This is a genomic window from Novipirellula methanifontis (assembly GCF_052161655.1).
Taxonomy (GTDB): Bacteria; Planctomycetota; Planctomycetia; order Pirellulales; family Pirellulaceae; genus Novipirellula.
The window spans coordinates 1,711,805-1,735,012 of sequence record NZ_CP197418.1; the positions used below are offsets into that span (position 1 = coordinate 1,711,805).

A 23,208-nucleotide genomic window follows, 5' to 3' on the forward strand; every position below is an offset into this window, starting at 1 on the left:
AGTGGCCTAAATCCTGCTTTTTTCTCCCTTTTGTGAAACGACCGAAACCTTCCGAGGTTTGGTTGGTTTCATGTCTTGGTGGCCGACGTCGCAGTGTAGGTCTAGGCCCTTTCACTAACAAAAAATAGAGCAGCTCCTCTTACTCGTTCTGGGATTATTTCAAATGAAGATGAAGTTCGTTGCGTTTGGCCTTGTAGCGGTAGCGCTATCGGCAATGTTGATTGGCGATGCGATGGCACAAGAAGGTGGCCGTCGTGGCGGTGGTGATCGTGGTGGTTTCGGCGGCCGAGGCGGAGCAGGTGGTCCTGGCGGAGCGGGCGGCGGAGACCCGACCTTTGGTTTGCTGATGAACGAAAAGGTTCGTGAGGAAATCGAACTGATGCCCGACCAAGCCGAGGCACTTAAGAAGATCCGTGACGATGGCGGTGATCGTGGGGGACGACCCGATTTCGATTTCCGAAACGCAAGTGAAGATGAGCGTGCTGAATACTTCAAGAAGATGCAAGATGAGCGCAAAGTTCGCAGCGATAAAATGCGTGAGCAGCTCGAGGAAGTGCTGTTGCCAGGACAACTGACACGCTTGAAAGAAATCTCGATCCAAGTTCAAGGTGTTGCCGCTCTTGCCAACGAAGAAGTTCAGAAAGAACTCAAAGTCACCGACGCTCAGAAGAAAGAGCTGGAAGAAACTCGCGAAAAAATCCAAACTGAGATGCGAGAAAAAATGCGTGAACTGATGGCCTCGGGTGACCGCGACAAGATGCGTGAAGCATTCGGCAAGGTCCGCGAAGACATTGAAACCCAAGTCTTGGCTGTGTTGACTGCCAGTCAGAAGACTACGTTCGAGAAGATGAAAGGCGAAAAGTTCGAAATGCCTGAAGGTCTTCAAGGCGGCGGGATGCGTGGTGGCGATCGTGGCGGTGCACCAGGTGCTGACGGTGGCCGTGGTGGGTTCGGTCGCGGTGGTGATCGAGGCGGCGATCGTGGCGGTCGTGGTGGAGATCGTGGCGGTCGCGGTGCCCCAGCTTCCGGCACAGAAAACTAGTCTAAGTGGCCTGAAAAGGCTCCTGGAAAACGTAAGCTTCGGCTGCCGGCGAAGCGCTCCGTCGCGCCGAAAGGGGCAGGCTCTGACAAGGGGTCTGCCCCGCTTTCGTTTGGTCTCAGCTCAAGTCGCCGTTGCTACGCCCGGCTTTGCGGGTAGGCAGGAATCATTGGGTGAAATCCCGTTAGCCGTTTTGGCGCTAGCCCCGGTTCAGCGCCGGAACCGTGGCTGGCGCCAAAACGGCCAATTTATTGAAAGACTCTCGCCTAACTGCTTAGCGCAGCGAGCCGTGACCTTACGCATCCACGAGACTGTCGACGTTTGTTGTTCGCGGCGCCGCCCCATCACTACGGTTGCTCGGTCGCCAATCGACTAAGTGGACCTCGACCTTGCGGAAACCGCGAAACTCGTTGATCACGGGTCGATAGGCAATTTCGATCGTCCCTTTGGTTTCGTTCAGTGCGTCACACCAATCGCCGGCACTGAAGGCAACGCCGCGAATCGTTTTGGTTCCCTGGCGAAGTTTGACACTCAGGTGGCGATCACCGCCTCCCATTCGCTTGGCCGGTTCATCGAGTTCGATGTTGCCGCAAAACAGCGTCGGCCGCGGATTACCCGCGCCAAAGGGGGCGAGTGTTTCGATCTGCTTGACCGTTTCGAGGTTCAGCTGTCCAAACGATGCTTCCGCATCGATGACAATCTCTGGCACAATGTCGCGCTCGGACCATTGTCGAGCAATGGCTTCGCAGAAATCACCGCGAAACGCGTCAATTTGGTCCTCTTCGATCGTCAGTCCCGCTGCTGCTTTGTGCCCGCCAAACTTAATCAATCGCTCACTGCATTCGCTCAATGCAGCGTGTAAATCGATGCCGGTTCCACCGACACGCCCCGAGCCCACTGCCTGGGTTTTTCCCGTGGCGTCCATCGACAGGATCAGCACAGGCTTGGCGTGCTTCTCGGCCATTCGACCAGCGACGACGCCGATCACGCCGGGGTGCCAGCCGACTCCGGCCAAGACTAATGCGGCGTCTGCCTCCACATCGAATTCTTCCTTCGCCTGCTTCTGTGCCGCCAGGTTAACGCTTCGCTGCAGCGTGTCGCGGTCGTTGTTCAGTTGGTGGATGTACTCGGCGAGCGCTTCGGCTCTTTCCCCGCCCGGGGTTGTGAGTAGCTCGACTGCCAATTGAGCTTGGCCGAGCCGGCCTGCAGCGTTCAGCCGTGGTGCGATCGTAAACGCGATGCTGTCCGACGTGACCGACGAAGCTTGGTCGATCTTGGTGATTTTCATCAGCTCCGCGAGCCCCGGCAGCGGTTGGGCGCGAAGTGTTTTTAGTCCGTGTTCGACCAGCACGCGGTTTTCGTCCAATAGCGGTACGACATCCGCCACTGTGCCGATCGCGGCTAACGCTAGCGATTGCATCAGGTAGCGACGCATCGGTTCTGTGACTTTATCGCTGCCAGCCACTTGTTGGCAGATTGCCCAGGCGAGCTTGAATGCAACTCCGGCGCCACACAACTCGCCGAAGGGATAGTTCGTGCCGGGAAGTCGCGGGTGGACCACCGCATCGGCCCGCGGAAGTTCGCCATCAATGGTGTGGTGATCGGTGATGATCAGTTTCACCCCCAATTCGCGACACAGTTCCGCATGTTGTCGGCTGGTGATGCCGCAGTCGACGGAAATGATCAGCTTTTTCCCGCGATCAGCTAGCTTGCGAATTGCCGCCTCGTTGAGTCCGTAGCCGTCTTCGAGTCGGTTCGGCACATGATAGCTTACGTCGGCCCGCATCAATCGCAGTCCGTTGACTAGGATCGCAGTGCCAGTCATGCCGTCACAGTCGTAATCGCCATAGATCGTGATCGGCAATTGGTCGCGAATTGCATCCACGACAATTTGAGTCGCCTCGATCACCCCCGGCAATTCTTTGGGGTCTCGCAGATCTTTCAGCTTTGTGCTCAGAAACTGGGCCGCATCGTTGGCGTTGTAGATGCCTCGGCTGACAAGAAGTTGAGCGACCACAGCGGGAACCCGAGCGGAAACAGCGAGTTGCTGCACGCGGGAAGCATCGTGGGGGATGATTCGCCATCGGCGCTGCATCCTTAGACTCCGCTAAAGAGAGGGGGCGAATAAAGAGAGGGGGCGAAAAATTGGTGAGAATCAGAGCGAAATCACCGAGGGGGCTGGCTGTTTTTGAGCAACAAAACTTGTTGACGGTTTGGTTGCTGCATGCGCAAGCGAAAATCGTGGCGACTTTCGCTGTAGCTCCAACTCCAAATTGTTTGCGTTAAGAAAACGCGATCGGTCGTTCGGGCGAAGAGTGTTACTTCTTCTTTTCAACGTGCCATGTGTGCTTGCGAAGACGCGAGCTGTACTTCTTCAAACGAAGCTTTTCACCGCCTGCTTTGCGTTGAAGTGTGTAGTTGTAATCTCCGGTTTCTTCGCAAACGAGGAACACGGTATCTGCTTTTTTCTTGCTGCGACCAGCCATCGAAACTCTCTCTTATCTAAATCACAATGTGTGTGTGAGCGAAAGGTAATCGTTGCGTTAACGTCTTTCGGGCCTGGGATTATGGCAGGAAACTATCAACTTGGGCAAGTCGCTTTCGCGTAAAAAGCTTATTCCCCTTCCATGATCGCCTCTTTGATCGACAAAACGACCCCACGCCGGCTGAGCGAATTGGCCGTGATTCGGTCCACATCCAACCCCAATGATCGGCCGATTCGGACCGCCAGGTCGACATCGCGAACCCCAAAATATTGATTTACCTGCTGTTCGCCGACGTAAATCGTCTGGCTGTCCGACCGAAATCCCGACTCAAACGCCTCGCGATACTCTTCGATCCAGCTTTCGGGGACACGCCGGAGGCGGCAATGCTCGACACTCCATATTTCGTCGCCGGTGCATTCCGACAGCAGTGCGAGTGCGCGGTGGCGGGCAATTTCAATCACGGGAGATTTTGGTCCGAAGGGTTAGGTGGATTGTTGGGACAGGCTTCAAGTCGGAATTTACTTGGGTTGCTTCACCAACAGCGGGTCGATTTTTGCAGCGACAACAAAGTCATTGCGGCTCAGGCCGTCGATCGCGTGCGTTGTCAGCTCGATCGCCAGCATCCGGTAACCAGTCAGGTGCAGGTCGGGATGATGTTGCTGCTCTTCTGCCAATACCGAAATCTGGTTGATGCGAGCAACGGCATCGACAAAATTCCGGCATTTCAGCGTGCGTGAGATGCGTTTTGCATCCGAGGCGAGCTCCCACTCTGGAATGGCCTTGAGTAATTCGGTCGCTTCTTCGCGAGATAGCGTCGGCACGCCACCTTCGCATGGCACACACTTCGCGGCGCGGAGGGAATCTGCGTTTTCTCGGGAATCTGATCCAGAAGCATCGGTTGGATTTGATTTTGACGTGGTCATTTGACGATCCAGAAGGTTCGGTTCAGTAAGAATTATAAGAATCTTACAAAAAACTAGATCAAGAAGCATTGTTTGCCGTTGACGTCGCGAAATGAATGGACGACATTCTCCCGCTTCGTGAGAGCAAATCTTGCGTTTTATAAGTGGGAGAGTTTGCCGCCATCCGGCGTGCTGTGAATCGCAACCATGCGGTCACCGTGTGCATCGGAAGGGCCAGGTGACCTCGCCGAACCACCCGACATATAAGAGAGTCGCGACCCTATGGGTAAAAAATCCAAGCGTTATCGTGCAGCGCTCGCAAAGCAGCCTGCAAACCTGCTGCCGCTCAGCGAAGCAGTTGACACACTCAAAAAATACGATTTGACCAAGTTTGACCAAACGGTCGAAGTGCACATGCGTTTGGGCGTTGACCCGAACCAAGCGGATCAAATCATCCGTGGCAGCATTGTGTTGCCAAACGGAATCGGCAAGACTCAGCGAGTTGTCGTGTTCGCCAAGGGCGATGCGGCTAAGGCAGCTGAAGAAGCTGGTGCCGACGAAGTAGGTCAAGAAGACTTGGCTAAAAAAATCAAAGACGGTTGGACAGACTTTGATGTTTGTATCGCCGCCCCTGACATGATGGGTCTCGTTGGACCGCTTGGTCGTGTCCTCGGTCCTCGTGGATTGATGCCTAGCCCGCGTGCGGGAACGGTCACCCCTGATGTTGCAAAGGTTGTTGGCGAATACAAGGCTGGTAAAGTCGAGTTTCGTAACGACAAGGGCGGTAACGTCCACGCGATGGTCGGCAAGATGAGCTTCGAACCACAGAAGCTTACCGAAAACATCACCGCATTCGTTGACTTTGTCAGCGGCATGAAACCACAATCCGTCAAGGGCACTTACATTAAAGGCGTTGCCATCTGTGCAACGATGAGCCCCAGTGTGAGAGTTGCGTACTAGCAAGTCTTTTAGAGTATCAGGCTTTTTGAACTAGACGTTCTGTCGCACAAAACGCACTTAAGTGAACCCAACCGATGAGTAAATACGTCAAAGAATTGGTGACTCGCGACATCAAACGCGAACTAGACGGTGTTGAAGACGCCGTGCTGGTGAGCTATGTCGGGATGGACGCCATCACTACCAACGAACTTCGTGGCGAGCTGGATGCGAAAGAAATTCGCATGCTGGTCGTCAAGAATTCTCTTGCTCGGCGAGCGACCGAAGGGTCATCGCTGGCACCTGCTTTTGAGGGGACTCAAGGGCAAGTCGCTGTTTGCTGGGGGGCGTCTGATTTCGTCTCTCTTGTCAAGGAGATCGTTCGACTTGATAAGGACAGTAGTAAGTATGAGAAGTTTACCGCTGCTGGCGGTGTCATGGATGGCGAAAAGCTTGATGCGGATCGCTTGAAAGAAGTCAGCAAGTGGCCAAGCCGCGAAGAGCAAATCTCGATGTTGTCAGGTCAAATTCTTGGTCCTGGATCGCAATTGTCGGCCGCACTTCTCGGTCCGGGCAAGAAGCTCAACAGTCAAATTAAGAAAATCGCAGAAGGCGACGAGTAGTTGCTCTTTTGTTAGTCGTTCCGTAACAAATCACCAACTGTTTTTGAGGTATTAGAAATGTCCGAAGAAGGCACCGCGGTCGCCGAATTTAGCGCCGAAGCAAAAGAAATGGGCGACAAGATCGCCGGTATGACCCTGAAGCAAGCCAAAGAGCTCAGCGATTACTTGAAAGATGTCCACGGCATCGAACCTGCCGCTGGCGGCGGAGTTATGATGGCTGCACCTGCTGAAGGTGGTGGCGCTGCTGTTGAAGAGAAGACCGAATGGGACATCGTCCTGACCGGCTTCGGTGACAAGAAGTTGAACGTTGTGAAGGTTGTTAAGAACCTGACCGGCGCTTCGCTGATGGAAGCCAAGAAAATGGTCGAAAGCTGCCCAGCCACCTTGAAGGAAGGCGCATCGAAAGAAGATTGCGACAAGATCAAGGCAGAAATCGAAGAAGCTGGCGGAACCGTCGAACTCAAGTAGTTCGCTGTTGGGCGCTTGCTCGAAACACTCGAAAGCCCTGGTGGAATTTCACCAGGGCTTTTCGCGTTGTGCTTGTTTGGGATAGGCTTCCAGCCTGTCAGCAGCTCTCGTAGCGAAACTCGCCAAGAGTTTCGTTACCCCCTTGCCTGCTCGAAACTCTGGGCGAGTTTCGCTACGCAAATATATCTTGCCTCAACAGGCTTTGTGCCTGTGTTGCATCTTTGCTGCGCACTTCGCTACATCACATCACGTCGCGGAGCGCAGAAAGCAAGGTGCCGACGTTTCGTTTTGTTGCGGAATGTCCCATCAACCCGATCCGCCACGCCTTGCCCGCAAATACGCCCAGCCCGCCGCCGATCTCGATGTCGTACTCGCTCAACAAGCGGTTGCGAATCGCTGCGTCTTCGACGCCGTCGGGAAGTGCTACGCAGTTCAATGTGCACAGCGATTGTTTGGGGATATACGAAAATCCGAGCTCTTCGAGGCCTTTGCGAAGCAGCAAGTGCATGTCGCGATGCCGAGCAATCCGGTTTTCGAGGCCTTCTTCCATCACGATCGCCAGCGATTCACGCAGCGCATAGATCATGTTGATTGGTGCGGTGTGATGGTACGCGCGGCCTCCCGCACCGGTGTAGTAGTTCTTTAGCATCGAAACATCGAGGTACCAGCTTTGTGCTTTCGTTTTTCGAGCGTCAATTCGCTCGAGCGCCCTCTCAGAAAAAGAAACAGGGGAAAGTCCCGGTGGGCACGACAGACACTTTTGCGTGCCGGAATAAATTGCATCGATGCCCCACTCATCGACTTTTAATTCATGGCCGCCGAGTGACGTGACCGCGTCAACCGCCAATAGCATGCCTGCATCGTGCACGATCTCGGCCAAGCCGCTCAAATCTTGATGAGCTCCCGTGGATGTTTCCGCGTGAACGATGCCAAGCATTTTGGCGTTGGGGTGCTTTTCGACCGCTTCGGCGATCGCTTCCTTGCTAAATGTTTCGCCCCAGGGGACTTCGATCGCATGCACAGTCGCGCCGCAGCGCTCCATATTGTCTTTCATTCGCCCGCCAAAGACGCCGTTAATGCAGACGATCGCCTCGTCACCCGGCTCGATCAAATTCGTGACGATCGCTTCCATTCCTGCCATGCCCGTCCCCGAAACCGGAAAGGTCAGCAGGTTTTTGGTTTGATAGGCATCGCGAATCAGTTGGCACGTGTCATCCATGTACTCGATGAATTGGGGGTCGAGATGCCCGAGTGTGGGGGCAGAGAGGGCGCGAAGGATGCGTGCCGGCACCGTGCTCGGCCCAGGACCCATCAGAATGCGTTCACGAGGATTCAGCGGAGGCGTTGATCGTGTGGCCATAAAGCGGTCTTTGAAAAAGGAGGGGCGAGTGCGGGAACCGAGGTCGCGGACTCTATCTTATCGGTTTTTGCAGCGCCAATCGACGGTGACGCAGGCAGACGTCTCTCTTTCGGCAAATTGCCGGATTGGCGGTTCCAGCTTTGCAATAGTTGACATGTTTTGGGCCCGCAAGCCAGCCAAACATGAATCACTTCGTGACTCAATTTACCAATGGCTTTGGCGTGCAAGTCGATGGCGTCCGAGGTATGATGGTCGATCCAATCCCGCCCCTCTCCTTCCTCGGCTTCCCAAGGTTCCATCCATGCGTTTGTCGCTGTGTGCACTTTTCGTGTCGCTTTTCGTTTTCGTGCCCTCGCTCTCGTTTGCTCAGCAACGCCCCGATCCTGTACCGTTGATTTTTGACACGGACATCGGCAATGACGTCGACGATGCGTTGGCGTTGGGGATGATCCACTCGCTGCAATCGCGTGGTGAATGCGAATTGTTAGCCGTCACGATCACCAAAGATCATGAGTTAGCGGCTCCCTTTGTCGACGCGGTCAATACATTCTATGGTCGCGGCGACATTCCGATCGGTGTCTGTCGCAGTGGTGTCACTGACGCCGCAGGTCGCTTCAACATATTGGCAACACAGCAAGATAACGGCAAACTTCGCTATCCTCACGATTTGACCTCGGGTAACGATGCACCCGACGCGGTAGCCGTGTTGCGGAAGTCGCTAGCCGATGCAAGCGATGGTTCGGTTGTGATCGCCCAAGTCGGGTTTTCGACGAACCTCGCCAATTTGCTCGCCTCCAAAGCGGATGATGTCAGCCCGCTTGCTGGTGTCGAATTGGTCAAGAGGAAAGTGCGTTTGCTGTCGATCATGGCCGGTGCTTTTACTGACGGTCACAAGGAATACAACCTGATCAAGGACCTCCCGTCAGCAAAGAGGATCGTCGCTGATTGGCCCACACCGATTGTATGGAGCGGGTACGCGGTCGGGAAATCGCTTGCTTATCCTCATCAAAGCATCCTGCGAGATTACGGATACGTCGATCATCATCCATTGTCGGAAGCCTATATTCTTTACATGCCACCGCCTCATGATCGACCGACCTGGGATTTGACCAGTGTGCTGTACGGGGTTCGTCCGGACCATGAATATTTTGCGTTGTCCGAGCCTGGGAAAGTGCAAATGGCTGACGATGGGGTAACCACGTTCGAAGCGGCTGCCAATGGTCGCGATCGATACATTTTGGTTCGCGAAGACTTGCGGCCCAAAGTGCTCGAAGCGTTGCAATTGCTCTCGAGCCAACCGCCGAGCAAGTAATGGTCCACGACGTCGGTCGCCTACGATTGTCGCTCGGCTTTCCAAGCCGTTGGCGTACCTGGCGTTTAATCGCCGAGACGAGAGTGGGTAGTCGCCCTGCCTGTCAGTCCTAAAACCGACGTCGGAGACGTCGGGCGACTTTTTTTACCCTGTTTCGAAACGCTAGGCTTTTTCCAGCAAGTCAACGAACGCCCGCATCCAAGCGGGATGGGCTGGCCATGCCGGCGCGGTGACGAGATTGCCATCCACATGCGCCGAGTCCATCGTCTCGGCAGGCTCCATGTATTGACCGCCGCTCAGTGTGACCTCAGGGCTGCATGCCGGGTAGCAACTGCACTCTCGCCCTTTCAGAACGCCTGCGGCCGCCAAGATTTGGGCGCCGTGGCAGATCGCAGCGACCGGTTTGTCGGCGTCAAAGAAATGACGCACTATTTCCAAAACCTTTGCGTTGAGCCTGAGGTATTCCGGTGCCCGTCCACCTGGAATGACCAACGCGTCAAACGCGTCAAGGTCGACGGCGTCAAAGTCGGCGGTGACGGCGAATCGATGCCCGGGCTTTTCGGAATACGTCTGGTCGCCGTCAAAGTCGTGGATCGCGGTCGCGACTGTATCGCCCGGGGATTTGCCGGGGCACACTGTGGCGACTTCGTGTCCAAACGTTTTTAGGATCTGTAGCGGGACCATCGCTTCGTAGTCTTCGACATAGTCGCCCACGAGCATCAAGATTTGTTTGTTGGCCATGATCTTCGATTTTGCTGGGTTGGTTCAGGTGTGATTAAGCGGAGGCGGGACGTCCAAATCCGTCGCCCCATTTAATCATCCGAGTCGTTTCGGCACCATCGGTGGCGAGTTTTCGCCTTAAAATCGGTGTAATCCGTCCGAATTGAAATTTCGTTCACTCGTTTTTTTCGCCGATTCGCCATCGCGGAAACAAGCGATTAGAATAGGCGGGACTATTCTCGCTGCTCGTCCCTCCATTTTGTGAGCTAGGTGTTCGCCGTGCGCATGCCCTTTGTTTTCCGTATTACTAGCTTTCCTGTCGCCGTTTGCCTTATCGCCACCACGGCGTTGATGCTGGGGGATTCTAGGATCAGCCGCGCAGATGATTTCTTGACCGCCCAGCAAACGACGCGATTGGGGTTGGTCGAGGCTTGGCGACGGCAAACCGAGGTTCCTGTTGGCGTCCAATCGATGGTGGATCAACAGATTTATGTCCACGTCGAAAATCCTCGCGAATACGTCGAGGTTGTGGGGGTTAATGCTGCAGCAGCTAATCCGGTTGCCACCGAAGAAGCGGACGCGGTCAACGAAGAGGCCAAGCCGATCGAAAACGGCGCTACGACCAAAAACGTGCTAGTGCGAATTCCTACCGATCGAGTCAATGCGCATGGCAAAGCAATTGGCAAGCCAGAAGCCGAACGATTGGCCAACAATGAGATTCGTCGACTGAAGCGACGTGGCATCGAAGCAAAAATCGATTCACGAATCGTTCCACGTATTTGCCTTTACACGCTCGGCAACGACGGCACGTTGGAGTGCCGCGACGCCGAATCAGGCGAACCGGTTTGGATGGTTCGCGTTGGTGTCGCGCGGCTTGGCTACAAAGCTCTCGGAGTCGGCGAGTATTTTGTTACCGTGGTCAACGGTGGCAACTTGTTGAAAATTGATGTCACCAATGGTGAATTGATTGAAGAGCGACGGACGGTCAATGTTCCCATTTTTGGTGCGATCAACGCAGGCGATTACGCAGTGATTGCGACGATCCAAAATGGGATCGAAGGCTACCCCTTATTCGATACCTCTCGTGTCCCGTTCCGCGAACGTGTGGCAGGCCGAGCACTTGCGTTGCCAGTCAAAGCGCCCGGGTCAACGCGAATCGCGTGGGGGACTGACCAAGGTTTCGTCTACAGTATGGAATGCCAGGGCGAGCCCTCAGTAATGTTTCGCTTGAACACCGATGGCATCGTTAGCGCTCGGATTGCGGCGACGAGCGGTGATCGCTTCTTTTTTGGTTCCGAATCAGGACAAGTCTACGGCATCGAGGCAACGCGAACAGGTCGAGTGCTTTGGAGCCGGCCTTACGGCGAACCATTTTACAACCAACCCATTATCGCTGGTGAACAGCTGCTGATTCGATCCACCTATGGCAACCTTTATTCTCTTGGTTTGGCTGACGGGATCAGCACTTGGCAGGACTCGGCATCCAACATTGATGAATTGGTGGGAACGATTGGCGATAAGCTCTATGTCACCACGCTTAGCGGAGCCTTTTCTGTATTGGATTTGAAGACTGGAAGGCAAATCGAGTCGTTTCCTGGCATCCGGCCCAAACGCTTGTTGCGGAATCCAAAGACCGACCGTTTGTATCTGATCGGCAGCACCGGAGCCGTTCAGTGCTTGCGGAGCGCCGATGTTGATATGCCAGTCATTAGCGAAGGATATGGCGACGCGAAGAAAGCTGAGAAGAAAGAGGAAAAGAAGGAGGAGGAAAAGAAGCCTGCTGAATCGAATGAATTTGGTGTGCCCGCTGGAAATGACCCCTTCGCGGCTCCCGGTGCTGATCCATTTGCAGCTCCTGGAGCGGATCCGTTTGCCGCACCAGCCGGCGGCGGGGCGGATCCCTTTGGCGCCGATCCATTCGGCGGAATGTAAGAGCTGTCGTAGCGGAACTCGCCAAGAGTTTCGGTGCTTCTCGGCGCCGCAAACCATCGTCGGCCAGCTTTCCAAGCTGGAACCGTCACGATCGAACGTTCGGCGCATGGAACACAGCCACTCTCGCCTCGACGTTCAAACGTGAAGCCCGCCGACGGCTTGGAAAGCCGAGCGAGAATCGTCGGCCGGCACCGCCGCAAACCATTGTCGGCCAGCTTTCCAAGCTGGAACCGTTACGATCGAACGTTCGGCGCATGAAACGCAGTCACTCTCGCCTTGACGTTCAAGCGTGAAGCCCGCCAACGGCTTGGAAAGCCGAGCGAGAATCGTCGGCCGGCACCGCCGCAAACCATTGTCGGCCAGCTTTCCAAGCTGGAACCGTTACGATGAACGTTCGGCGCATGAAACGCAGTCACTCTCGCCTTGACGTTCAAGCGTGAAGCCCGCCAACGGCTTGGAAAGCCGAGCGACAATTGTAGGCTGGCACCGCAGCGAATCATTGTCGGCCAGCTTTCCAAGCTGGAACCGTTACGATCGAACGTGCGGCGCATGGAACGCAGTCACTCTCGCCTCGACGTTCAAACGTGAAGCCCGCCGACGGCTTGGAAAGCCGAGCGACAATCGTCGGCTGGCACCGCAGCGAATCATTGTCGGCCAGCTTTCCAAGCTGGAACCGTTACGATCGAACGTTCGGCGCATGAAACGCAGTCACTCTCGCCTCGACGTTCAAACGTGAAGCCCGCCGACGGCTTGGGGGACGTGAAATGTATTACTGACGGATGTCTTTGCTAGCAAAGTCGCGGCGGGACAGGAATGGAAATTGCGGCCCATGTCTGGAGTGTTCAATCTATTTCACTTCAACATCCACGGAGGATGGACATGATTCAAAATGATTCATTACTGGCTCCTGAAAAGGAGGAACAAATCAAGGCGGTTTTCAACTCCCTTTCCGAGAAAAACAAGCGGCGTTACGCTGCCTCCCTGTCTTTGGCCCTGCCACATGGCGGGTGTGAGTATCTCAGTCAACTTCTAGGTTGTTCGCATTCCACTATCACTCGTGGGCGAGCTGAACTTGAGCGTCTTAGCAATGCAGACGACCCCGCAGAAGGTAGAGTCCGGAAGAAGGGGGCCGGACGACCAAAAAAGAAGAGGCTCATCCGGAGGTTCTCGATGAGTTAGATGAGATTCTCGATGAGCGAACCGCAGGAAGCCCAACGGACTGTACCGTTCACTGGACTTGTCTTTCCATCAGCGAAATCACGAAACGATTGTGCGAGGCTTGCACTTCCATCTCTCGTCCTGTGGTGGCTCGTCTGTGTCGCGAGAGGAACCTCCGAAAGCGACAACAAGTCAAATCGGTGACCAAAGCTCCCAGCCGTAACCGTGATGAGCAGTTCGGCATTATTGATCAGATGCGAAAGCGGTTTCGCCGTACAAAAGACGCGGTTCTGAGTATCGACAGCAAACAGAAAGAACTGCTGGGTAACGTCCATCGACCGGGTGAAGTTCTTGCCGATGGTCCGATTGATGTGCTCGATCACGCGCTGCCTTCTTACGCCCAAGCGGAGGTGATCACCCACGGGATCTACGCTCCACAACAGAATATTGCCCACATGAATCTAAACACCAGCCATGACACTGGAGCCTTTTCTTGCCATAGTCTGGGATGGTTTTGGAAACACATCGGCCGCCAACTGTTCTCCACGGCTGATCGAATCCTTGTGCTGCTGGACTGTGGTGGGAGCAACAGCAATAAATCAAGTACTTTTAAGTGGCACTTGGGACGTTTGTCAGCTGAGTTCGGGTTACCAATTCAGGTGGCGCACTACCCGGTTTTTTGTTCCAAATACAACCCTATCGAACGTCGCGTTTTTCCGTGGGTCGAGCGGGCCTATAGCGGTCAGCTCTTTACAGCACTTCGGGAGATGGTCATGGCAATTGAATCCCGGGCCACAACCTCAACAGGGCTCGTGACAACCGGCCACATCATCCAAAAGTCATTTACGCCAGCATCACGGAAACAGATCCAACGCACCAAGGACCCTCCTGTAGAATACCTCACGGATCTGCCGGAATATAACTACCGGCTTACACCAGAAATGCATCAACAATAGATTTCACGTCCCGAAAGCCGAGCGACAATGTTTCGGCAATTCACCGATGCGATCGCGAAACTCTTTGCGAGTTTCGCTACGAATCGATCTGCGCGGGCTTACGCGTCGCCCGGCGGTTGGATTTTGTCGTTGCCGTCTTCCATTTCTTGGATGTAGCGACGCAGACGCTCCAGCTCGTCCTCGGTCCCTTTTAGCTTCAACATATTTTCGACTCGTTTGACGAGTTCGACTTTGTTGACCGGTTTGCTAAGAAAGTCGTCGGTGCCTGCGGTTACCGCACGCTCGATGTCGCCCAGTTCGTTCAGCGCCGTCACCATCAAGATCATCACCCGGCTGGTCGCCGGATTGTCTTTGACTTTCTTACAGACTTCAAACCCGCTGAGCTTGGGCATCATCACATCGAGCAGGACCAAGTCCGGCTTGAACGATTCGATTTTGTCCAGCGTGTCTTGACCATCGACCGAGGTTTCCGTGTCACAGTCGACGCCTACCAAGTAAGCTTCGAGTAGTTCGCGGTTCGCGATGTTGTCATCAGCAATTAGAATGCGGTGCATAACGTTTTCAGAATCGTGGACGACGTGAAAAAGGGGGGGCAGAACGGGTGGCAACAAGTCGTCTTGTTGCCACCGATATTTTAGCGAGCGAGAGCTCGACGTCGCGCTAGGCGGTAGCGTGGTCGCCTGCAGGAACCGGAAAACTCTTGCAGAGTTCGCGGATCTCGTTGCGAATCGATTGATGCAGCGAAGCATCGTCCGCATTGGACAACGCTTGATGGATCCAGCCACCAATTCGCTTCATTTCATCGGTTCCCATCCCACGTGTCGTCAGAGCGGGGGTTCCGATGCGAATGCCCGAGGGATCCATCGGCTTCCGCTCATCGAACGGAATCATATTCATGTTGACGGTGATGCCGCAGGCTTCCAGCACGGCTTCGGCTTTCTTACCGCCCAGTCCAACGGCGGTTACATCGACCAACATCAAGTGGTTGTCGGTGCCGCCACTGACCAATGGCAATCCCGCCGCCATCAGCGTTTCGGCCAATGTTTTGGCGTTTGTGACTAGCGATTTGCCATACTCTTTAAACGCCGGCGTCATCGCTTCGGCAAAGCAAACTGCCTTGGCCGCAACCATGTGCATCAGCGGGCCACCTTGGGTACCCGGGAAGACGTTACGGTTGACCAGCTTTAGATGTTCCTTCTTGCAAAGAATCAATCCGCTGCGGGGACCACGCAACGTTTTGTGCGTCGTCGTGGTGACATAGTCGGCGTACGGCACTGGGCTGTTGTGCTGTCCCGAGGCGACCAAACCGGCGTAATGAGCCATGTCGACCATCAGCTTGGCACCAACATCGTTCGCGATTTCGGCGAAACGATCGTGAGGGATCTCGCGGGGATATGCGCTCGCCCCAGCAACGATCAGCTTGGGTTTGTGCTCACGAGCCATTTTGGCGATTTGGTCAAAATCGAGGCGGTGATTTTTCGGATCCACGCCATAGCTGTGGAAATTGTACAGCCGGCCGCTGATGTTCAGCTTCATACCGTGAGTCAGGTGTCCGCCTTGGGCGAGATCCAAACCGAGCACCGAATCACCAGGCTCTAAACACGCCAAATAGACAGCGGTGTTAGCTTGCGATCCGGCGTGCGGTTGAACGTTCGCTTCCTCGGCGCCAAACAGCTTTTTGGCTCGTTCGATCGCCAGCGATTCGGTCACATCGACGTGCTCGCAACCGCCGTAATAGCGACGTCCGGGATAGCCTTCAGCGTATTTGTTCGTCAAAACGCTGCCCGCAGCCTGCATAATCGCCAGACTGGTGTAGTTTTCGCTCGCGATCATCTCCAACCCGTCCTGCTGGCGGGTGGCTTCGGCTTGGATGGTTTCCCAAATTTCAGGGTCTTGCTGCTGCAGCCAGTTCATGAGTTTCTTCGAGGGGAATAGGATAGAAGTAAGCTTGCGATCTTCGCACCACGGCGGCCACGATTGTCGACCGCGGAACGCAAAGCGTCAATGTCGCCAAACGCAGGGAAATGGTCCAAAAAAGGAATTCTGCAAAACACGTAGTGGATGAGGCCACGAATCCCGGCAAGACATGTAGTGGATGAGGCTACGAATCCCGGCCCCGAGGCGTAGTGGACGAGGCAACGAGTCCCCAGGGGTAAAACATGAAGAAAACAGGACTCGTCGCCTCGTCCACTACCCGCAGAATAAATCGCCCGTCACTCCGCCGCCAAAACGCAGCTTCTTCATCCTTCCCGCATTTCTCTGAACCAAGATAACCGAAAGCTATCAAACTGCTCGATTCCGGCGGCCCTTTTTCAAGACGAGAGCCACTGTCTGGATCGCCGAATTGTGGCAAGATATTTGGATCGAACCGGTACGCAGTGGGACTTGTCTCGTATTTCGTCCGCTGCGGCACCGGGCCTGACCTGGCTTTCCCAAAACTCAACCTCCTCCTTTGCATCATCGAGACTCGCTGAGCGATATGTCAAATTTTGAAGTCGTTCAGCGATTACTGAGACTGGCATGGCGTTACCGCAGTTGGTGCGCGGCGATGCTCTTCCTACAAGCGATTCTGATGGGATTGGCCGTCTCGCTCGTCCAACTCGGGGGGCTCGCAATCGACGTCATCCGGTTCTATTCGCACGACACCCCTGATTTCCCCGCTCTCCCTTTCGGAGTTCGCTTTCCCGTCCTCTGGTCCCCGTTGACTCAGGTTGTCGCAATCGCGGTTGCCATGATCGTGGTCGCGATCGTTCGTGCGCTGCTGAACTACAGTTACGCGATCATCTCAGGCACATTGGTGCACCGCAAAATTGTGGTCGATTTGCGTGCCGAGGTTTATGCGAAACTGCAACGACTGAGTTTGAGTTTCTATCACGATCAACCTGCCGGCACGATCATCAATCGGGTCACTGGCGACGTTCAAGCCACGCGTGCATTCATCGACGGCGTGTTGATTCAATTGTCGATCCTGGCGATGTCGCTGGTTTTCTATTTGACGTTCATGATTCGCATCGACGCCATGTTGACGTTGGTTTGTCTGGCGACCACGCCCGTTGTTTGGTGGGCCAGCATTCGTTTCTCGCGAATCGTGCGGCCGATGTACGACCAGTCGCGTCACTTGTTTGACCTGCTTGTTTTGCGTGTGGCCGAAACGGTTGACGGCGTCGCAGTAATCAAGTCGCTGGGGCGTCAAACAGCTGAGATCAAATCGTTCGACGCAGCCAACGATGATCTTTTGAATCAACAACAAGAAGTCTTTCAGCGTGTCAGTCGGTTTGGTCCCGCGATCCAGCTATTGACGCAAATCAATCTCGTTGTGCTGTTGATCTACGGCGGCTATTTGACTTCGATCGGACGCTTGCCACTAGGCAGCGGTTTGATCGTCTTCGCTGGACTGTTGCAACAATTCAGTAACCAAGTGGGCAGCCTTTCAAGCTTGACCGGAACGATCCAACAATCATTGACGGGGGCGCGGCGAGTGTTCGAGGTGCTAGATGCGGCCGAAGAAGTCTCGCAGCCCGACGACGCGTGGCAGCCCGATTCGATTCGCGGCGAAATCCACTTTCACAACGTCGGTTTTGAATATGTCGCAGGCAATCCCGTATTAAAGGACATCTCGCTGCACATTCGTGCGGGCGAGCGGGTGGCGATTCTCGGGGCGGTGGGTCAGGGGAAATCGACCCTGCTAAGTTTGATTCCGCGGTTCTATGATCCCACCAGCGGAACGGTTGAAATTGACGGAGTCGACGTCAGAACGTGGGATCTGAAAACGCTTCGCCAACGAGTCGCCTTGGTGCTGCAGGAACCGATGCTGTTGAGCAACACGATCGGAGCGAACATCGCGTTTGGTTGTCCCGGAGCGACGCGAGAACAAGTACGAATGGCTGCCCGGCTCGCTGCAGCTCACGACTTTATCGAAGCCGCACCCGACGGCTATGACACGATTTTGGGCGAGTATGGAATGTCGCTGTCCGGCGGCCAGCGACAGCGGCTTGCTCTGGCCCGAGCGTTATTAACCGACCCCGCAATCCTGCTGCTAGATGATCCCGTCTCGGCCATCGATCCTGAAACCGAACATGAAATACTTGCGTCACTCAGTGAAGCGTCCAAGGGGCGGACGACGCTGATCGTCGCACACCGGCTTAGCACATTGCGTGGGGCGGATCGCGTGATCGTGTTAGATCGTGGCGAAATTGTCCAGCAAGGAACCCATGAAGAACTCATTCGCGAGCCCGGCCCGTATCGCCAAGTCGCACAAAGCCAAAGTCGTTGAACAAAAGTGGGATAGGCTTCCAGCCTGTCATTGCATCCTCGACAGGCTGGAAGCCTATCCCACATTATGAAATCCATCAGCAACAAGAGTAACGTCCCAAACGATCAGCGACAATTTTAAGAAAAACCTTTATGAGTAACACTTTCGCCCCGATGGTTCGCGTCACACGCGACCCCGATGCCGAGCCGCATCGGCGGCCGTTGTCGCTGTCGTTGGTGACTCGGTTGTGGGGATTGATGCGTCCCTACGCGCCCAAACGAAACTTGCTGCTCTCGCTCGTCCTGCTGCGCGCGATCCAATTGCCGCTACTAGCATGGGCGATTGGGGCGGTAATCAACGGGCCGATCTCTCATGCGGGAACGATGACATCCATCATCGTCGCATCGCTTGGTGTATTGGGCCTGGCTGCATGGACTCAGTTGACGCTGGTATTTCGCCAACGCTTGGCATTGGAACTGGGCGAAGCGATCGTGCACGACCTTCGCGGCTCGGTCTATTCGCATTTGCAGCAGATGCCGATGAGTTTCTATGCGAAAACCAAAACGGGCCGTGTGATCAGTCGCATCACCAGCGACTGCGATGCCGTCCGTGTGGGCGTCCAGGACGTGTTGTTTGTCAGTCTAGTACAGGGCGGGCAAATGATCGGCGCCGCAGTGATCATGGCTTGGTACGACCTGCCGCTTTTGATGGTCGTGTTGGCGATGAGTCCAGTGATGTGGATCATCGGTCGCGTGATGCGGAACCGACTCAGCGAAGCCTATCGCGATGTCCAAGAAAGTTTCAGTCGCGTGACTGCAACGATTGCTGAATCGGTCGCCGTGATTCGCGTCACTCAGGCTTTGGCTCGCGAAGACACCAATGCCGAATTGTTTCGCCAATTGACAGCCGATCACGCTGAATACAACATGAATAGCGCTCGGCATAACGGCTTGCTGATGCCGCTGCTAGAGTTGACCGGGCAAGTTTCGTTGGGACTTGTTTTGATCGTCGGCGCGTACCGAGCGATCGTCGCCAGCGATCCGATGCCAGTGGGTGATTTGATCCAGTTCTGGTTCCTGGCAGGATTATTCTTCAGCCCGATTCAAGTTTTGGGTAACCAATACAACCAAGCACTCACGGCGATGGCCGGCGCCGAACGCGTCTTTCGATTGCTCGACACGCCGCCCGAGTGGACCGATCTGCCGACGGCAGTTTCATTGCCAGATCAAGTCGTCGGTGAACTAACCGTCGAAAACGTTTCGTTTGCTTATGATCCTGGCCATTTGGTGCTGCGGGATGTTTCGTTCGTCGCCGAGCCACGCCAAATGGTGGCACTTGTCGGTGAAACTGGCAGCGGCAAGTCGACGATCGCGAATTTGGTGTCCCGTAATTACTTGCCGAGCAGTGGCAAGATCTGCGTCGATGGATTGGATACACGCGGGTTAACAAGCGAGTCAATTTCGCGTGCAATTTCGGTCATCCCGCAACAGAATTACCTGTTCACCGGCAGCGTGCTGCAAAACATAGTGGCTGGACGCGACGGAGCGACCGAGTCCGATGCGGTCGAAGCGCTGCGGTCACTCGATTGCGAGTGGTTGATTGACGATCTACCTGAGGGGCTGCAAACGCAAGCCGGATCACGTGGCGGTCGCGTCTCGCTGGGGCAACGCCAACTGATCTGTTTCGCCCGCGCGTTGGTCGCTAATCCACGAATTTTGATTTTGGACGAAGCCACCAGTGCCGTCGATACGCTGACCGAATTGCGAATCCAACACGCACTTGGGCGATTGCTTGAGAATCGCACCAGTTTAGTGATCGCTCACCGCCTGAGTACGATCCGCACCGCCGATCAAATCCTAGTCATGTCGCATGGACAAATCGTCGAGCAAGGCCAACACGAAGAACTGTTGAAACAAAACGGGCTCTACAAAGACTTGCACGAACGCTTCGTGTCGTAGTTGTCGGACGGCACCGCAGCGGAGCATTGTCGGCCAGCTTTCCAAGCTGGAACCGTTACGACTGAACGTTCGGCGCATGGAACGCAGTCACTCTCGCCTCGACGCTCAAATGTGAAGCCCGCCAACGGCTTGGAAAGCCGAGCGACAATCGTAGGCCGGCACCGTAGCGGAGCATTGTCGGCCAGCTTTCCAAGCTGGAACCGTAACGATCGAACGTTCGGCGCATGGAACGCAGTCACTCTGGCCTCGACGATCAAACGTGAAGCCCGCCAACGGCTTGGAAAGCCGAGCGACAATCGTCGGCCGGACCGCAGCGGAGCATTGTCGGCCAGCTTTCCAAGCTGGAACCGTTACGAAGAATGTTCGGCAGATGGAACGCAGTCACTCTGGCCTCGACCGTTCAAACGTGAAGCCCGCCAACGGCTTGGAAAGCCGAGCGACAATGGTAGGCCGGCACCGCAGCGGAGCATTGTCGGCCAGCTTTCCAAGCTGGAACCGTTACGATCGAACGTTCGGCGCATGGAACGCAGCCACTCTCGCTTCGACGTTCAAACGTGAAGCACGCCAACGGCTTGGAAAGCCGAGCGACAATCGTCGGCCGGCACCGCAGCGGAGCATTGTCGGCCAGCTTTCCAAGCTGGAACCGTTACGATCGAACGTTCGGCGCATGGAACGCAGGCACTCTCGCCTCGACGTTCAATCGTGAAGCACGCGAACGGCTTGGAAAGCCGAGCGACAATCGTTGAGTCCAGCCTACGATAACAACTCGGCGGCCAGCTCTTTCTTGCATGCGCCGATGACTTGGCCAATCAATTGGTCGGCCTGTTCGCCGCTCAGCGTGCCGTCGTGCAGTTGCAATGAGACCGACATCAGCACTCGTTTGCGATCCTTGCCGTCTTTGGCTTCGTCACGATACGTTTCACAATAGCGAACGCCCGCAAGCTCTTCGCCTACCGCTGCCCGAACGACTCGTTCCAACTCGCTCCAGCGGACCGATTCAGCCACGACAAAGTTCAAATCGCGTTCGACCGACGGGAACATGCTGACGCTCTGCTGTTGCGGAACAAGCGAAGCGGCCTCCAGCAGTGTTGGCAGCGAGAACTCCGCAGCAACGACGGACGCTGGCAACTTCCACGACTTCAACACTTTCGGATCGACGATACCGAGATAGCCCACCATTCGCTCTCCACAGCTGACTTCGACGACGGCGCCCTTGGCAAACCCACTCCGCTCGATCGCTTTTACCTGCACTGCATCGGCGATGCCCATTCGCTGGCACAGCGTCTCGATCGCTCCCTTCATTTCCAAGTAATCGCAACCCGAAACCATCGCCAACGAATATTGCTCGCTTGGCAACGCTTCGTTGCTTTCTTGTGGCAAATAGATATGAGCTATCTCGAACAAGTCCGCATGAATACTGGCCGATGCCCAGTTGTTCGCACGTCCTTCGAGCAAACTAGGGATCAACGATCGGCGGAGCGTACGAGCTCCCTTTAACATTGCAGTGTCCGTCTTTAACGCCGGCAATTCCGTCCACGGGCTAAGCGATTCGTCGAGCTTGTTGGTCACGATGCTAGGAGTCATCGCTTCGGAGTATCCCGCGCTTGTCATCACCGATCGAACGCGTTCCATCGCGACATCGAAGTCTCGTTTGCTGCTCGGTGCGACCGGGATCGGAGCATCCTCGGGAATATTTTCGTAACCATGAATCCGCGCTACCTCTTCGATCAAATCGGCCTCGCGTCCCAAGTCATGTCGCCACGACGGCGGCACATAGGCGTCACTACCGCTGTCGTGTTCGCAGCCCAATTTCACCAAAATCCGCTCGATCTCTTCACGATCGATCTTGATCCCCAGCACGCGTTCGACCTGGCTCAGCCGCAACGTGACGGGCGCGTTCGGCGTGATCTCAGGTGCGGTGTCGATAACGCCCTGAGCCAATTTCCCGCCCGCAGTTTCCAAGATCAATTGGCAAACCCGGCGGCTTGCCCAATCGACGCCAACGGGATCGACGCGGCGTTCGAATCGGTAGGACGATGGGCTTTGTAATTTCAGCTTGCGAGCCGCACGACGGACCAGCAGCGGTGTGAAGACTGCCGCTTCGATCACCAGATCGGTCGTCGTGTCGTCGACTTCCGAAACCGCACCGCCCATCACGCCCGCAACCGCTTGAGCCTCTTTGGCGTCCGCGATCACACACATTGCTTCGTCGAGTTCGTAGTTGCGATGATCGATCGCCTCGATCGTTTCTTTCTTCGCCGCTTGGCGGACCACAACTTTCTTCTCAGCGATTTTGCCGTAATCGAATGCGTGCAGCGGTTGGCCACATTCCATCATCACGTAGTTCGTGGCGTCGACGACGTTGTTGACCACGCCGATGCCGACGGCCTTCAGTGCAGTGGCCATCCACTCGGGACTCGGTCCGACTTTGATGCCTTGGATCACCCGGGCGGTGTAGCGAGGGCAAGCTTCGCTGTAGCGGTTTTCGACGCTCAGCAGCGATTCAATTTTCGGACCCGCTTCGCTCAGCTCGATTTTCGGCGTTTTGACGCTCAAGTCGTACAGCACGCCAATTTCACGAGCCACGCCAAGGTGTCCCAGGCAATCGCCTCGGTTGCTGGTCACTTCCAGATCGATCACGACATCGCCATCGACGGTGGTCGTTTCTTCGTGGTTCAGCCCTGACAGACTCAGGCGGAGAGCCAATTCTTCGTGGCTCATTGGCAGATCGAGGTAGCGGGAGAGCCAATTCCAAGAAACGAGCATCGTGGTAGCAGTGGGGTAACGGGGTGAAAGCGAGCGAACGAGACAGGCAATAGGTTATCCAATGGGACGATTTCGCAAAACCGAGCGTCTCGTTTTCCTGTTTTGACGACTTCCGCTACTACGACCAACCCAGATTTCCAGCTCTGCCAAAACACTCGTATCCCTATAAAAACGAGCCTTTTTACCGTTCAGGTAACACGAGACATCGGGAAAAAAGGCACAATCGACTTCCTATTTAATCCGGGCTAGCGAGAACGAACGTATTGGATTAGCATCTTCAGAACGTTGATTCAAACGTCCCAAGAGCAGCGGGAATGGCGACAGCCTTCCCCACCTGTGA

At 55.2% G+C, this 23,208-nt stretch carries 18 protein-coding genes and 1 pseudogene; 10 read left to right on the forward strand and 9 right to left on the reverse strand.

Annotated features, from left to right (window positions below; all coding sequences use genetic code 11):
- Nucleotides 1-163 precede the first annotated feature (163 nt).
- Entirely contained in the window at nt 164-1,042 is an 879-nt protein-coding gene (locus SH528x_RS06010) for a hypothetical protein (protein ID WP_442509619.1), read from the forward strand.
- 292 nt (nt 1,043-1,334) lie between these two features.
- On the opposite strand, the gene recJ is transcribed toward SH528x_RS06010, so the two are convergent.
- The 4 genes from recJ to SH528x_RS06030 all read right to left on the reverse strand — a co-directional run bounded on the left by recJ (nt 1,335) and on the right by SH528x_RS06030 (nt 4,448).
- Nucleotides 1,335-3,134, reverse strand: coding sequence for a single-stranded-DNA-specific exonuclease RecJ (gene recJ / locus SH528x_RS06015; protein ID WP_442509620.1), 1,800 nt, complete (start codon nt 3,132-3,134; stop codon nt 1,335-1,337).
- 223 nt (nt 3,135-3,357) lie between these two features.
- Nucleotides 3,358-3,525, reverse strand: a complete 168-nt coding sequence (gene rpmG / locus SH528x_RS06020) for a 50S ribosomal protein L33 (protein WP_339946557.1) — start codon at nt 3,523-3,525, stop codon at nt 3,358-3,360.
- 128 nt (nt 3,526-3,653) lie between these two features.
- Nucleotides 3,654-3,986 (reverse strand): hypothetical protein, encoded by a 333-nt coding sequence (locus SH528x_RS06025; RefSeq protein ID WP_442509621.1) that lies wholly within the window; start codon nt 3,984-3,986, stop codon nt 3,654-3,656.
- A gap of 57 nt (nt 3,987-4,043) precedes the next feature.
- Nucleotides 4,044-4,448 (reverse strand): 4a-hydroxytetrahydrobiopterin dehydratase, encoded by a 405-nt coding sequence (locus SH528x_RS06030; RefSeq protein WP_442509622.1) that lies wholly within the window; start codon nt 4,446-4,448, stop codon nt 4,044-4,046.
- Between the two features lie 261 nt (nt 4,449-4,709).
- Here SH528x_RS06030 and rplA point away from each other — a divergent pair, with 261 nt between their 5' ends.
- The 3 genes from rplA (at nt 4,710) to rplL (ending at nt 6,454) form a co-directional block, all read left to right on the forward strand.
- Nucleotides 4,710-5,387: a 50S ribosomal protein L1 gene (gene rplA / locus SH528x_RS06035; protein ID WP_442509623.1), complete on the forward strand. Its 678-nt coding sequence runs from the start codon at nt 4,710-4,712 to the stop codon at nt 5,385-5,387.
- Nucleotides 5,388-5,461: 74 nt separating this feature from the next.
- Nucleotides 5,462-5,986, forward strand: coding sequence for a 50S ribosomal protein L10 (gene rplJ, locus SH528x_RS06040; protein WP_442509624.1), 525 nt, complete (start codon nt 5,462-5,464; stop codon nt 5,984-5,986).
- A 57-nt stretch (nt 5,987-6,043) separates the two neighbouring features.
- Nucleotides 6,044-6,454, forward strand: coding sequence for a 50S ribosomal protein L7/L12 (rplL, locus tag SH528x_RS06045; protein WP_442509625.1), 411 nt, complete (start codon nt 6,044-6,046; stop codon nt 6,452-6,454).
- Between the two features lie 241 nt (nt 6,455-6,695).
- Here the strand turns inward: rplL and SH528x_RS06050 are convergent, their stop codons facing one another.
- Entirely contained in the window at nt 6,696-7,814 is a 1,119-nt protein-coding gene (locus SH528x_RS06050) for a pyridoxal-phosphate-dependent aminotransferase family protein (RefSeq protein WP_442509626.1), read from the reverse strand.
- A 301-nt stretch (nt 7,815-8,115) separates the two neighbouring features.
- Here SH528x_RS06050 and SH528x_RS06055 point away from each other — a divergent pair, with 301 nt between their 5' ends.
- Nucleotides 8,116-9,126 (forward strand): nucleoside hydrolase, encoded by a 1,011-nt coding sequence (locus SH528x_RS06055; RefSeq protein WP_442509627.1) that lies wholly within the window; start codon nt 8,116-8,118, stop codon nt 9,124-9,126.
- A gap of 162 nt (nt 9,127-9,288) precedes the next feature.
- On the opposite strand, the gene SH528x_RS06060 is transcribed toward SH528x_RS06055, so the two are convergent.
- Nucleotides 9,289-9,867, reverse strand: a complete 579-nt coding sequence (locus SH528x_RS06060) for a DJ-1/PfpI family protein (RefSeq protein WP_442509628.1) — start codon at nt 9,865-9,867, stop codon at nt 9,289-9,291.
- Nucleotides 9,868-10,131: 264 nt separating this feature from the next.
- Between SH528x_RS06060 and SH528x_RS06065 the strand changes: the two genes are divergently transcribed.
- On the forward strand, nt 10,132-11,778 hold the full coding sequence (locus SH528x_RS06065; RefSeq protein ID WP_442509629.1) for an outer membrane protein assembly factor BamB family protein: 1,647 nt from the start codon (nt 10,132-10,134) through the stop codon (nt 11,776-11,778).
- Between the two features lie 1,133 nt (nt 11,779-12,911).
- Nucleotides 12,912-13,892 (forward strand): annotated as a pseudogene (locus tag SH528x_RS06070) (ISAzo13 family transposase); the annotation flags it as partial.
- 98 nt (nt 13,893-13,990) lie between these two features.
- Here the strand turns inward: SH528x_RS06070 and SH528x_RS06075 are convergent.
- Nucleotides 13,991-14,446, reverse strand: a complete 456-nt coding sequence (locus tag SH528x_RS06075; RefSeq protein ID WP_442509630.1) for a response regulator — start codon at nt 14,444-14,446, stop codon at nt 13,991-13,993.
- A gap of 106 nt (nt 14,447-14,552) precedes the next feature.
- Nucleotides 14,553-15,806 carry a serine hydroxymethyltransferase gene (gene glyA, locus SH528x_RS06080; protein ID WP_442509631.1) on the reverse strand — a complete coding sequence of 418 codons (1,254 nt, stop codon included), beginning with the start codon at nt 15,804-15,806 and terminating at the stop codon, nt 14,553-14,555.
- 565 nt (nt 15,807-16,371) lie between these two features.
- On the opposite strand from glyA, the gene SH528x_RS06085 reads away from it, so the two are divergent.
- The 3 genes from SH528x_RS06085 to SH528x_RS06095 all read left to right on the forward strand — a co-directional run bounded on the left by SH528x_RS06085 (nt 16,372) and on the right by SH528x_RS06095 (nt 20,848).
- On the forward strand, nt 16,372-18,165 hold the full coding sequence (locus tag SH528x_RS06085; protein ID WP_442509632.1) for an ABC transporter ATP-binding protein: 1,794 nt from the start codon (nt 16,372-16,374) through the stop codon (nt 18,163-18,165).
- Nucleotides 18,166-18,296: 131 nt separating this feature from the next.
- Nucleotides 18,297-20,102 (forward strand): ABC transporter ATP-binding protein, encoded by a 1,806-nt coding sequence (locus tag SH528x_RS06090; RefSeq protein WP_442509633.1) that lies wholly within the window; start codon nt 18,297-18,299, stop codon nt 20,100-20,102.
- A 554-nt stretch (nt 20,103-20,656) separates the two neighbouring features.
- The gene (locus tag SH528x_RS06095) at nt 20,657-20,848 is read left to right on the forward strand and encodes a hypothetical protein (RefSeq protein WP_442509634.1); all 192 of its coding nucleotides are present in this window, start codon (nt 20,657-20,659) and stop codon (nt 20,846-20,848) included.
- Nucleotides 20,849-20,855: 7 nt separating this feature from the next.
- On the opposite strand, the gene pheT is transcribed toward SH528x_RS06095, so the two are convergent.
- Complete coding sequence (pheT, locus tag SH528x_RS06100; protein ID WP_442509635.1) at nt 20,856-22,868, reverse strand: phenylalanine--tRNA ligase subunit beta; 2,013 nt, start codon at nt 22,866-22,868, stop codon at nt 20,856-20,858.
- Nucleotides 22,869-23,208 lie beyond the last annotated feature (340 nt).